This is a genomic window from Flavobacterium soli DSM 19725 (genome assembly GCF_000422705.1).
Lineage (GTDB): Bacteria > Bacteroidota > Bacteroidia > Flavobacteriales > Flavobacteriaceae > Flavobacterium > Flavobacterium soli.
This window is the reverse complement of the sequence record NZ_AUGO01000003.1, coordinates 132939-145483: the sequence shown is the minus strand read 5'-3', so window position 1 is coordinate 145483 and position 12545 is coordinate 132939. Positions and strand designations below refer to the sequence as shown.

General features: G+C 35.4%; 10 protein-coding genes. 3 read left to right on the top strand and 7 right to left on the bottom strand.

Annotated features, from left to right (window positions below; genetic code table 11):
• Nucleotides 1-69: 69 nt before the first annotated feature.
• The 7 genes from G508_RS0106100 to G508_RS0106065 all read right to left on the bottom strand — a co-directional run bounded on the left by G508_RS0106100 (nt 70) and on the right by G508_RS0106065 (nt 7957).
• On the bottom strand, nt 70-1587 hold the full coding sequence (locus G508_RS0106100) for a peptide MFS transporter (protein WP_026704485.1): 1518 nt from the start codon (nt 1585-1587) through the stop codon (nt 70-72).
• A gap of 1 nt (nt 1588) precedes the next feature.
• Nucleotides 1589-3760 carry a S9 family peptidase gene (locus G508_RS0106095; RefSeq protein WP_026704484.1) on the bottom strand — a complete coding sequence of 724 codons (2172 nt, stop codon included), beginning with the start codon at nt 3758-3760 and terminating at the stop codon, nt 1589-1591.
• Between the two features lie 123 nt (nt 3761-3883).
• On the bottom strand, nt 3884-4708 hold the full coding sequence (locus G508_RS0106090) for a thymidylate synthase (RefSeq protein ID WP_026704483.1): 825 nt from the start codon (nt 4706-4708) through the stop codon (nt 3884-3886).
• Nucleotides 4709-4760: 52 nt separating this feature from the next.
• The gene (locus tag G508_RS0106085) at nt 4761-5120 is read right to left on the bottom strand and encodes a four helix bundle protein (RefSeq protein WP_035694336.1); all 360 of its coding nucleotides are present in this window, start codon (nt 5118-5120) and stop codon (nt 4761-4763) included.
• An 88-nt stretch (nt 5121-5208) separates the two neighbouring features.
• Nucleotides 5209-5838 carry a bifunctional nuclease family protein gene (locus G508_RS0106080; RefSeq protein WP_026704481.1) on the bottom strand — a complete coding sequence of 210 codons (630 nt, stop codon included), beginning with the start codon at nt 5836-5838 and terminating at the stop codon, nt 5209-5211.
• A 292-nt stretch (nt 5839-6130) separates the two neighbouring features.
• Complete coding sequence (locus G508_RS0106070) at nt 6131-7099, bottom strand: electron transfer flavoprotein subunit alpha/FixB family protein (protein ID WP_026704480.1); 969 nt, start codon at nt 7097-7099, stop codon at nt 6131-6133.
• Between the two features lie 111 nt (nt 7100-7210).
• Complete coding sequence (locus tag G508_RS0106065; protein ID WP_026704479.1) at nt 7211-7957, bottom strand: electron transfer flavoprotein subunit beta/FixA family protein; 747 nt, start codon at nt 7955-7957, stop codon at nt 7211-7213.
• A gap of 279 nt (nt 7958-8236) precedes the next feature.
• Here G508_RS0106065 and G508_RS0106060 point away from each other — a divergent pair, with 279 nt between their 5' ends.
• The 3 genes from G508_RS0106060 to G508_RS0106050 all read left to right on the top strand — a co-directional run bounded on the left by G508_RS0106060 (nt 8237) and on the right by G508_RS0106050 (nt 12533).
• Nucleotides 8237-9217 carry a pyruvate dehydrogenase complex E1 component subunit beta gene (locus G508_RS0106060; RefSeq protein ID WP_026704478.1) on the top strand — a complete coding sequence of 327 codons (981 nt, stop codon included), beginning with the start codon at nt 8237-8239 and terminating at the stop codon, nt 9215-9217.
• Between the two features lie 205 nt (nt 9218-9422).
• Complete coding sequence (locus tag G508_RS0106055) at nt 9423-11897, top strand: DUF5686 and carboxypeptidase-like regulatory domain-containing protein (RefSeq protein WP_026704477.1); 2475 nt, start codon at nt 9423-9425, stop codon at nt 11895-11897.
• Between the two features lie 33 nt (nt 11898-11930).
• Entirely contained in the window at nt 11931-12533 is a 603-nt protein-coding gene (locus G508_RS0106050; protein WP_026704476.1) for a DNA-3-methyladenine glycosylase family protein, read from the top strand.
• The last annotated feature ends 12 nt before the right edge of the window (nt 12534-12545 follow it).

The window sequence follows — 12545 nt, the reverse complement described above, 5'->3', positions numbered from 1 at the left end:
TTTGAATTTGGAAATCACGATAAAAAGCGACTTTGAAGCCGCTTTTTATATTTTATATCTTTTGATTTATTATTTTACTTCTTGCATGAGTTTTTTGATAAGAGGAGAGACAAAAATTAAAAGCATTCCTGCAATTAAGGCATAAATAGCTAATTGATAATAGCCCTCAGTATATCCTTGAAGTTTAGTTAACAGTGAAGCGTTTTCATCTGGAGAAGACATTCCAGCACCAAGTAACCCTGCAGCATATTGTCCATAAGCACTTGCTAAAAACCACATTCCCATCATCATTCCAGATAATCGTTTTGGTGATAATTTAGTCATAATTGACAGTCCAATTGGTGAAAGACAAAGTTCTCCAAAAGTAATAATCAAATAGGCTAGTGTAAAAATATTTAATGATGTGATGCCTTGACTATCAGCAAAAAATCTAGTGTAATAAAATACATAAAAAGCTCCAGCAAGAAATAAAAAACCAACTCCAAATTTTGTTACAGTATTTGGTTCAATTTTCTTTTTTGCCATAGCAAGCCAAATTAAACCTACAATCGGACTAAAGATAATTACGAAAAGTGAGTTTGAAGTATTGTTTACAATATTTGGATTTATTTCAAAAAACAACAAATTATGGTGTAAATTATCTTTAGCAAATAAAGCCAATGAACCTCCGCTTTGTTCGAAGAAAGCCCAGAAGATGATTGAAAAGAGAATGAAGATAAATGCAGCTATTAATTTTTTTTGCGATTTAATATCTTTTTCTTTGAAAGTTTCGAATAAAAAATAGATTACAGCTAATGGGCCTATTGTGTACATGAAATAATCAGTATAATCAGTGTTCTTTATCATTATAAAGATTAAAGGAATACTTATTAATGATCCCACATAAACTGCAATTTCTTGAAAAGTTCTCTTTTTTGGTTCGATATGTAAAAGAGGAGAGTCTCCAATTGGTCCCAAAGATTTCTTCGTAAGAATAAAAGTAATTAATCCAATAAACATTACGATTCCTGCTGATAAAAAGGCATAACTCCATCCGTAATCTGGACTAGTGCCTAAATAAACACAAACAGCACCTCCTAATAAGGCTCCGATATTGATACCTGAATAAAACAATCCAAAACCTGCATCTCTTCGGCTATCACCTTCACGATATAATTCTCCCACCATGGAAGAAATATTAGGTTTAAAAAATCCTGTACCGATGATCGAAAGCGTAATCCCTAAATAGAAAAAATCTTGTGGAGAAAAAGCAATAATCAAGTTTCCAATAATCATTACAGTTGCACCAAAAAGCAACGATTTTTTAAACCCTAAAATTTTATCAGCAAAAATTCCTCCAATAAAGGTAAAAGCATAAACAAAAGCTTGGATAGCACCGTACTTTAAGTTCGCATCTTTATCCGATAAGGCTAAACCTAATAGTTGGTCGGCCATAAAAATAGTCAAAACGCCACGCATTCCGTAAAAACAGAAACGTTCCCACATTTCAACTAAAAATAAATACCATAATTGTTTAGGGTATTTTCCTTCAAAATTTTGAATTTCCTCTAAAGTAGGAACTTGGCTAGGTGTTGTTGGATCAATCATCTTATAAATTATCTTTAATAAAGTTGGTCATTTTTGTATAAAGGTGCAATCTAGTCTTTCCGCCGTAAATTCCGTGGTTTTTGTCAGGATAAATGGCCCAATCAAATTGCTTGTTGGCTTGAACCAAGGCTTCTACCATCAACATGGTGTTTTGAACATGAACATTATCATCGGCAGTTCCATGAACTAAAAGGTATTTTCCTTTCAATTTACTCACGTGGTTTATCGGAGAATTATCGTCATAACCTGAAGCATTTTCTGCTGGAGTTTGCAAGAATCTTTCGGTGTAAACCGAATCATAAAAACGCCAGTTTGTTACTGGAGCAACGGCAATTGCCATTTTGAACACGTCATTTCCTTTTAGGATACAGTTCGAAGACATGAAGCCTCCATAACTCCAACCCCAAATTCCAATTCGGCTGTTATCTACATAATTGTATTTCCCAATGACTTTCGCAGCGTCAATTTGATCCACAACTTCTAAATTTCCTAAATCTTTATAGGTCACTTTTTTGAATTCGGCACCTTTAAAACCGGTTCCTCTTCCATCCACACAAGCCACGATATAACCTTGTTGCGAAAGCATCATGTACCACATGTCATTAATGTCAAGCCAAGCATTTGCAACTTCCTGAGAACCTGGGCCCGAATATTGAAACATCAAAACTGGATATTTTTTGGAGGCATCAAAATTCTTTGGCTTGATCATCCAAGCGTTCAATTTGTGTCCTTTTTCTGTAGTCAATTCAAAGAATTCTTTAGATGGCAAATCATATGCTTTCAGTCTTGAAGAAAGTCCGTCATTCTTTTTGATGGATTGTACTTCTTTTCCTGTTTTGGCATCATTCAAAGAATATTGAGTTGGTGTCGTAGCGTTTGAAAAAGTATTGATGTAGAAATCAAAATTCGGACTGAAAGTAGCCGAGTTGGTTCCCGTTGCAGAAGAAAGTCTTTTTTTTCCGCTTCCGTTTAACTTAATCGAATAAATATCTCTATTTATGGAACCGTTCTCTACAGACTGATAAAAAACTGTTCCCGATTTTTCATCCAAACCATAATATTTCGTGATTTCCCAGTCTCCTTTTGTAATCTGATTTTTCAATTTTCCTGTTTTATCATAATGATAAATATGGTTGAAACCGTCTTTTTCGCTCGTCCAGATAAAGCTGTTGTCTTTCAAAAAAGTAAGATTGTCTGTAATATCCACATAAGCCTTGTCTTTTTCATTCAAAACCACTTTTGCAGTTCCCGAAGTTCCGTCTACAAAAAGCAAATCCAGATTATTCTGATGTCTGTTGATGACTTGGGCACTCAAAACATTGGCTTCATTGGTCCATTTGATTCTTGGGATATAAAAATCATTATAATTTCCGAGATTGATTTGTTTGGCATTGTTTGCCTTTAAATCATAAATATGAAGCGAAACCAAAGCATTTTTTTCTCCTGCTTTTGGATATTTGAAAACCTGCTGAACAGGATATAAACCTTGGTTGTAAATGTCCATAGAAAACTCTGGAACATCCGTTTCATCAAAACGAATAAAAGCAATTTTATCGCTCGAAGCATTCCAGTCGAAAGCTCTTACGAAAGCAAATTCTTCTTCATACACCCAATCCGTGATACCGTTGATGATGGCATTTTTCTTTCCGTCGGTTGTGATTTGTTTGGAGGTTTTGCTTTGCAGATTATATACAAATAAATTGTTGTCTTTTGCATAAGCGATTTGGGTTCCATCAGGCGAGAAAGTAGGTTCTTGCACTTTGAAATCAAATAATTTGGTCAATTGCTTGGAAGCGATATCATACAGATAATAATCGGCTACGAAAGAATGACGGAAAATTTGTTCCGATTCGCACGCCAATAAAATCTGATTTTCCTTTGAATTGAAGATGTAGCTGTCAATCATCGGAAGACCTTGATGATTTTTAGTATCAATTAAAGTGGAAACTTTCTTCAAAGTAGCATAATCATATAAATCGATTTGCATACTTCTCGAACTTCTGTCAAAGTTTAAAACGGTATATTGATTGGTGTTTTTTAAGGCTTGAAGCTCGTCCATTCCTTCGGTTCGGAATGCTCCACCCCAAATTTCTTCTAAGCTAAGTTTTTGTTGAGCTGTAGCTGATAAGGTAATCAGTAAAAATAAGAATAATGATTGTTTGATGCGATTCATTTTTGGTATGTTAAAAAAACGTTCAATTTTAGTGAAAAAAAAGCAATAAAGAGTGCTTTTTTCTGTTAAAAGCGTTTTTACAGAAATCAAATTTGTTGGATAAAATTAAAAAGGAGTTGTTGCTTATACCGCAACAGCTCCTTTAATATGTGGATGAGGTTCATAACCTTCCAAAGTGAAGTCCTCAAAAGTGAAGTCTAAAATGTTTTTTACATTTGGATTCAAAATCATTTTTGATAGTGGTTTTGGCTCGCGTGATAATTGAAGCTCCAGTTGCTCGAAATGATTGTTGTAAATATGGGCGTCACCAAAAGTATGGATGAAATCTCCAGGTTCTAAATCACAAACTTGGGCAATCATCATCGTTAGCAAAGCATAAGAAGCAATGTTGAAAGGTACTCCCAAGAAAATATCAGCACTTCTTTGATACAATTGACAGGATAATTTTCCGTCGGCTACATAGAATTGAAAGAAAGCGTGACAAGGAGGCAAGGCTACTTTTCCGTTGGCTACATTTTCTGCAAATGATTTTGTAGTATCCGGCAGAACCGATGGGTTCCAAGCCGAAACCAACATTCTACGGCTGTTTGGATTGGTTTTCAAAGTCTCAATCAATTCGGTAATCTGGTCGATTTCTTCGCTGTTCCAGTTTCTCCATTGATGACCATACACAGGACCCAATTCTCCTTCTTCATTGGCCCATTCGTCCCAAATTTTGACTCCGTTTTCTTTTAAATAAGCAATATTGGTTTCGCCTTTCAAAAACCAAAGCAATTCGTAGATGATGGATTTTAAATGTAATTTTTTGGTCGTGACCATCGGAAAACCTTCGCTCAAATCAAAACGCATTTGGTAGCCAAAAACGCTTTTGGTTCCTGTTCCTGTTCGGTCTCCTTTTTGTGTTCCGTTTTCTAGAACGTGTTTTACTAGGTCGTGGTATTGCTTCATTTTTTTAGGTTTAGGGTTAAAGGTTCAGGGTTTTGGGGTAACTCCTTTGCCTTTAAGCTTGGGTATTTATGTATTTTATAAAAGAAAAAATTCTTCTTTGTAATCTTTGTATGTTTTCAAGACAAATTAGTGTCTTATCTGTATTTATTATTTCAAGGTCTAAACTTAAGATTAGATGACTTTCTAATTCAAAGGATGAACCTAAGCTTATCTGTAAAAAGCGGGCAAAATCTTTTTGAGATTCTTTTGCGGAACCTTCCGCAATATTTGATGGTATTGAAATAACACATCTTTTTATTTGAGACGTCAAACCAAATTTTTCATCTTCGGGTAATGACTTTGTTAAAAGATAAACATCTTTTACTAGTAAACGTCCTTCTTTCCAAACTTCAAGTTCTTTAAAATTTCTCATAAATATTATTTTATATGGCATTTATAAATTGTAATCTCAAAAAGTTTCAACGTCAAGGCTTAAACCTTGAACCTATTTCCCAGAACCTTTATACTTCCCTTCTCGAAATCTCGTCTCTTATCTTCGCTGCTTTTTCGTAATCTTCATTTTCAACGGCACCTTGAAGCAACTCGTGCAATTCTGACAGGCTATGTTTTGCATAGGTTTCGCCAGATTGATTGGTTTCTTCTTCCATTCCGAACGTTTCTGGGTCAGAAAGGATATCGTCGTTTTCCTGTGAAGGATTGTCGGATTCCAGCGGATTTGCTTTTAGGTAAATTCCTGCTTTGTCTAATATGTTTTTATAGGTGAAGATTGGTGCTGAAAAACGCAATGCCAATGCAATCGCATCTGAAGTTCTTGCATCGATGATTTCCTCAATTTTGTCTCTTTCGCAGATAATGCTAGAATAGAAAACGCCGTCAACCAATTTATGAATGATGACTTGCTTGACTACGATATCAAAACGGTCGGCAAAATTCTTGAACAAATCATGTGTTAGCGGACGTGGCGGTTTTATTTCTTTTTCTAAAGCGATAGCAATGGATTGTGCTTCGAAAGCTCCAATAACGATTGGTAGTTTTCTATCGCCGTCAACTTCATTCAAAATTAGAGCGTAGGCTCCGTTTTGTGTTTGGCTGTATGAAATTCCTTTTATGGTTAGTTTTACTAAACTCATAGAGATTTTAGATTTCTGATTTTAGAATTTAGTTTGCAGATTGTCTGCACTAAATTGTGTTGTGTTCAATTTGATTGCAAAAATTAAAATGCTTTCCTCTCTAGCCCTGACTGGAGGGAAAAACCTTTTTTTGTTTTTCTTTAAAACAAAAAAAGTTTTGGAAGGAAGGCAGGAAAATGGTTTCAAAAGAAGCTCAAACCTTTCGCTCCAAAATAAAAAAAGGGCTATCTAAAAGTGGATATTTCTATCTAGATTTAGATAGCCCTAATATGGGCACAATTTAAAAAAATATTTACGAATTATTCGCTTTGAATTCTTTTAATTTTTGAGTCAGTTTTGGGACAATATCGAAAGCATCTCCTACAACTCCGTAATCGGCTACTTTGAAGAAAGGGGCATCGGCATCTGAATTGATGACCACTTTTACTTTAGAAGAGTTGATTCCGGCAATGTGCTGGATGGCTCCAGAAATTCCGACAGCGATATAAAGATTGGTGGCTACAGGTTTTCCTGTTTGTCCAACGTGTTCACTGTGAGGTCTCCAGCCAAGATCTGAAACGGGTTTAGAACAAGCGGTTGCGGCACCAAGTACTGAAGCCAATTCTTCTAGCATTCCCCAGTTTTCTGGACCTTTCAAGCCACGGCCTCCAGAAACAACAACTTCTGCATCTGCAATAGTTACTTTTCCTGAAGTTTTGTCAACTGATTGTACTTTTACGCCAAAATCATTGTCGCCAATGGTTGGGTTGAAATCTTCTTCGGTTAAAGAAGATGCACTTTCGAAAACACCGTAAGAGTTTTTTGCAAGTCCAAGAACTTTTACATCGGTAGTGATTTCAGTGATGTTGAAAGCCTTGTTTGAAAAAGCGTTTCTTTTTACTTGAAATGGTGAAGTGCTTACTGGAAGTCCAACTACATTTGAAGCATAACCAGCTTCCAAAGAAACGGCAACAAGTGGAGCAAGATACAAACTGTCAGTAGTTGAAGAAAGCAAGACTAATTTTGCACCTTCTTTTTGAGCCGCTTGTTTGATAACATCGGCATACGCTTTTGCAGTAAAACCTGATAGTTTATCGTTGTTTACTTTCAATACTTTATCGACTCCGTATTTTGATAAATCCGAAACGTTTGCTGTGTTTACCGTTACAGCCGTTACAGTTGTTCCTAATGATTCAGCTACTTTTTTTGCGTAGGAAGCCAATTCGAAAGCTACTTTCTTGAATTTTCCTTCTGCTGATTCCGCATATATTAATATTGACATAGTCTTAAATTTTAGATTTTAGAATTATGATTTTAGATTTTTGAAGTGAATCAAATGTCGTTTTAGATTTATATGGTTGCAATTTACATCTGCAATCTAAACTCAACAATCTTAAATCACTTTCGCTTCGTTGTGTAATAAATTGATTAATTCATCCAGATTGTCTGCACTTACTAATTTCACTGCCGATTTTGGAGCTGGTTTTTCGAATTTCACTGCTTTCGTGTTATTGTTTGCAGCAACTGGCTCAAGTACCGTCAAGGCTTTTGTTCTTGCTGTCATAATTCCTCTCATGTTTGGAATTCTCAAGTCTTTTTCTTCAACAAGACCTTTTTGTCCACCAATAATTAAAGGTAGAGATGTTGCAACGGTTTCTTTTCCGCCATCGATTTCTCTTGAAGCTGTCGCAGAAGTTCCCTCTACTTTTAATTCTGTACAAGAATTTACGAAGTTGTATCCTAAGATTCCGGCTAACATTCCTGGAACCATTCCGCCATTGTAATCCAAAGATTCTTTTCCAGCGATAACTAAATCGTAACCACCATTTTTAATTACTTCTGCCAATTGTTTTGCTACGAAAAAACCGTCAGTAGGGTTAGCGTTTACACGAATTGCTTCGTTTGCTCCAATTGCCAATGCTTTTCTTAAAGTTGGCTCCGTGTCAGGACCTCCAACGTTTACCACTGTAACATTTGCTCCTTGTTGTTCTTGAAACCAAATAGCTCTTGTCAATCCGAATTCGTCGTTAGGGTTGATTACAAATTGAACGCCGTTGGTATCAAATTCTGAATCGCCATTGGTGAAATTAATTTTTGAAGTAGTATCAGGAACGTGACTGATGCAAACTAATATTTTCATCTTTTTTATAATTTAGATTATCGTATTTCGGTGACGAAATTACAATTTAATTTTCAAAAAAGAACTATGCATGCATACTATTTTTGTGAATTATAACGTTTTCGTAGGCTGTTTTTTGATGGATTTAGCAAAATCGAGGCCTAGAGTGCTTTATTGATATTGATAGCGAAAGAATCATCTGTATAGTAAAGCTGATTAATTTAAGCTTAAATATGCTTTTATATAGGTTTTAATTTTTATTTTTGCGTTTCAAAATTTAAGAAGATAATTTAAAGATATATGAAAACAATCCAATTTAGAGAAGCTATTTGTGAAGCGATGAGCGAAGAAATGCGTCGTGATGAATCTATTTATTTAATGGGTGAGGAAGTTGCCGAATATAATGGTGCTTACAAAGCTTCAAAGGGAATGTTAGATGAATTCGGACCAAAAAGAGTTATCGATACTCCAATTGCCGAGCTTGGTTTTGCAGGAATAGCAGTTGGTTCAGCTATGAACGGTAATCGTCCGATTGTAGAATTTATGACCTTCAACTTCTCATTGGTTGGGATTGACCAGATTATAAACAACGCTGCTAAAATGCGTCAGATGTCGGCTGGACAATTTCCTATGCCAATGGTTTTTAGAGGACCAACGGCTTCTGCTGGACAATTAGGAGCGACACACTCACAAGCTTTTGAAAACTGGTTTGCCAATACTCCAGGTTTGAAAGTTGTAGTTCCGTCAACTGTTTATGATGCAAAAGGATTGTTGAAATCAGCTATCCGTGATAATGACCCAGTTATTTTCATGGAATCTGAGCAAATGTATGGTGATAAAGGTGAAGTTCCAGAAGGAGAATATACAATTCCTTTAGGAGTTGCCGATATCAAAAGAGAAGGAAAAGATGTAACTATTGTTTCTTTTGGTAAAATCATCAAGGAAGCTCATATTGCTGCTGACGAATTAGAAAAAGAAGGTATCTCTTGCGAAATCATCGATTTGAGAACAGTTCGCCCGATGGATTATGAAACAATTTTGACTTCTGTTAAAAAAACAAATCGTTTAGTAGTTTTGGAAGAAGCTTGGCCTTTTGCTAGTGTTGCTTCAGAAATCACATACATGGTTCAAGAAAAAGCATTCGATTATCTTGATGCTCCAATCCAAAGAATTACAACGGCAGATACACCAGCACCTTATTCTCCAACTTTATTGAAAGAGTGGTTACCAAATGCAGGAGATGTTGTAAAAGCGGTTAAAAAAGTACTATATAAGAAATAATTAGATAATTTTAAGTAACAGAAATACAGTTAATTTTAGAATAATCTAATTAACACAATTTCTAACTTTTCAATTGTCGAAATAACTATATTTGAAGCTTCATCAGAGTGTTACTTTGATGGAGTTTTTTTTTGGAGATTTGGCTAAACCATACTGCGGTTTTCCAAGTTTATTGGAATGTGACTTTAAGACGATAAATTACTATATGAAGAATATATTTTTAGGATTATTTTTATTGATAGCCAATATTGTAGTAGCCCAAACCAAGGTTAGCGGAGTGGTTTTAGACGAAAATAAACAACCTGTTGCTTATGCAAGCGTTGCTTTTTTAGGTACTTCGGAAGGAATGATTACAAATGAAGACGGACGTTTTTATCTAGAATCTTCACAAAATAGAAAAACACTTTCGGTTTCCTTTATTGGCTATACTACCCAAGAAATACAACTTGAAAAAGCGGTAACCTATGATATGAAAATCGTTTTGGTTTCTGGAGAAGAATTAGCCGAAGTAAAAGTATATAGCGGAAAGACTTCCAAAAAAAATAATCCTGCCATTGATATTCTCCGAAAAATATGGGCTCGAAAACGCAACAACGGTTTGCGACAATTCAAGCAATATGAAATGGAAAAATATGAAAAGGTAGAGTTCGACATGAATACGATTGATAGAGCTTTTATGAAAAGCCGAGTGTTCAAAGGAATGGAGTTCGTGTTCAATTCTGTTGATACTTCAAGTGTTACAGGGAAAACCTATTTGCCAATTTTTATCAACGAAGCGCTTTCTAATGTATATGGTGATAATGTTCGCGGAAAGGTAAAAGAAATTCTGAAAGCCAATAAAAATTCAGGTTTCAATACAAATCAACAGATTATTGCTTTTATCAAAGATTTATATGCAGAATATGATATCTATGATAATTACCTGAAATTTTTTGACAAGGCCTTTACCAGTCCGCTTTCTCGTACAGGAATTGATGTTTATAATTATAGATTGGTCGACAGTGCTTTCATCGATAAAAAATGGTGCTACAATATCGTATATTATCCTCGACGTCCAAACGAACTTACTTTCAAAGGCGATTTTTGGGTAAATGATTCCACTTGGGCGATCAAAGACATTAATCTTCAGGCTTCAAAAAGTGCCAACATTAACTGGGTCAAGGAGATTTATATTGAGCAAGAATTCGAAGTGCTCAATGATTCGGTTTTCTTGCTAACAAGAGATTATATGATGACCGATTTTGCTTTGAATAAAAAAGAAAAATCGCGAGGCGTTTATGGAAAACGGACCACGATGTTCCGAAATCATGAATTCGATAAGGAAAAACCAACTGATTTCTACAAAGAGGAAGTCAATGATTTTGACGATACGGTGTATACCCGAGACGATGATTTTTGGGAAGAAAATCGTTTTGAAAATCTAAACAAAGATGAAAAGGGGATCTATAAAATGCTGGATACGTTGCAAACCAATAAAAAATTCAGGCAATTATATGATTTGGTTTCGATTCTGGGAAGTGGTTATATCCAAAAGGGAAATTTTGACATTGGCCCGATATTTTCAACATTTGGTTTCAATGAAGTAGAAGGTTTTAGAATTAGAGTGGGTGGTCGAACCTATTTTGGACCAAATGATATGTGGCGTCTTCAGGGCTATACCGCCTATGGTTTTGACGATAATAAATTCAAATATGGGATTTCTGGAAAATGGCTCTTGAACCGCAAAAACAGATTGACTATTTCTGGAGGAAATAGGAGAGATGTAGAACAAATTGGCGCCAGCCTCACCACCACAAATGATGTTTTGGGTAGAAGCTTTGCCTCATCAGCACTTTTTACTAGTGGGAATAATGGAAAATTAACCAATATCAACCTGACTTCTGTTGCATTAGAAATAGAACCTGTTCGAAATTTAACCCTTCAGACAGGATTTTCTTATCGAACATTGGAATCTGCTTCAAAAACATTTAGCTTGGATTATTATACTGATGATACTTTTACAACAACCAGAGGCGATGTAAAACAATCCGAGCTCAATTTCCAAATTGATTATACTCCGGGCCGAAAAACCGTTGGTTATGGTGTGGAAAGAAGTATTGTGGATAATCCTTTTCCAAGGTTTTTTGTGAATTATAGCCAAGGTTTGAAAGGTGTTTTGGATAGTGATTTTAAATATGAAAAAGTTCAATTATACTATAAGCAACCTATCAATATAGGAGGATTTGGTCGTTTGGATTATATCATGGAATTGGGAAAAACCTACGGAAATGTGCCACTTGGATTGATGAGTATCGTTCCAGGAAATCAAACTTATTTTGTGATCGAAAATACCTTTAACTTGCTTGATTTTTATGAATTTCAAGCAGATACGTATGCAACTTTTCAATTACAACACAATTTCGGAGGACGAATTTTTTCTAGAATTCCGCTGTTGCGAAAATTAAACTGGAGAGAAACTATAGGTTTCAAAGGTGTTTATGGAACGATTACAGATGGAAATCGAGCCATCAATGCTTCGGGATTGGTGTATCGTGCTCCAGAAGATTTTTATTGGGAATACAATGCCGGAATTGGAAATATCTTTAAAGTGTTCAGAATCGAATTTGCTTGGAGAGGGAGTTATATCACACCACAAACTACGAATTTTGGAATAAAAGGTTCGTTCGGGTTTTATTTTTAAACTTTATGATCTTTGTGTACTCGTGATTGAAATATGAAAGAAGCACTAGATTTTCTACTAGAAAAAGATCCCGTTTTCAAACGAATCATCGATCAATATGGATTACCAATCATTCCAAAACGCCCTCAAGGATTTGCAACACTGGCTTTATTGATATTAGAACAACAAGTTTCTATAGATTCTGCAAAGGCAACTTTTGTTAAATTAAGTGCCAAAGTAGAGGCATTTCAACCTCATGAATTACTTTCCTTATCGGATGAAGAATTTAGAAATGCAGGAGTAAGCCGTCAGAAAACAAGCTACATCAAAGCATTGGCAACAGCCATTGTGAACAAAGAACTCGATTTAGAAAGTTTGCCCGAAAAATCGAGCCAGCAAGTTAGGGATGAACTCATCAAGATAAAAGGAATTGGCAATTGGACCATTGATGTCTATTTGATGTTTTGCCTGCAAACGCCCGATATTATTCCGCTTGGTGACATTGCCATCATCAATACTATAAAGGAATTGCTTGACATCCACGACAAGTTGGAAATGGAAACCTATGCCGAAAAGTGGAGTCCTCATCGTTCTATTGCAAGTTTTGTGTTGTGGCATTATTACCTCGAAAAAAGAGGAAGGAAAACAAATTATTGAATTTTACTTTTA

Excerpts from the sequence above, each read along its gene's own strand:
- G508_RS0106100 (WP_026704485.1), bottom strand. The coding sequence starts at position 1,587 with ATGATTGATCCAACAACACCTAGCCAAGTTCCTACTTTAGAGGAAATT.
- G508_RS0106080 (WP_026704481.1), bottom strand. The coding sequence starts at position 5,838 with ATGAGTTTAGTAAAACTAACCATAAAAGGAATTTCATACAGCCAAACA.
- G508_RS0106070 (WP_026704480.1), bottom strand. The coding sequence starts at position 7,099 with ATGTCAATATTAATATATGCGGAATCAGCAGAAGGAAAATTCAAGAAA.
- G508_RS0106055 (WP_026704477.1), top strand. The coding sequence starts at position 9,423 with ATGAAGAATATATTTTTAGGATTATTTTTATTGATAGCCAATATTGTA.
- G508_RS0106095 (WP_026704484.1), bottom strand. The coding sequence starts at position 3,760 with ATGAATCGCATCAAACAATCATTATTCTTATTTTTACTGATTACCTTA.
- G508_RS0106085 (WP_035694336.1), bottom strand. The coding sequence starts at position 5,120 with ATGAGAAATTTTAAAGAACTTGAAGTTTGGAAAGAAGGACGTTTACTA.
- G508_RS0106050 (WP_026704476.1), top strand. The coding sequence starts at position 11,931 with ATGAAAGAAGCACTAGATTTTCTACTAGAAAAAGATCCCGTTTTCAAA.
- G508_RS0106060 (WP_026704478.1), top strand. The coding sequence starts at position 8,237 with ATGAAAACAATCCAATTTAGAGAAGCTATTTGTGAAGCGATGAGCGAA.
- G508_RS0106090 (WP_026704483.1), bottom strand. The coding sequence starts at position 4,708 with ATGAAGCAATACCACGACCTAGTAAAACACGTTCTAGAAAACGGAACA.
- G508_RS0106065 (WP_026704479.1), bottom strand. The coding sequence starts at position 7,957 with ATGAAAATATTAGTTTGCATCAGTCACGTTCCTGATACTACTTCAAAA.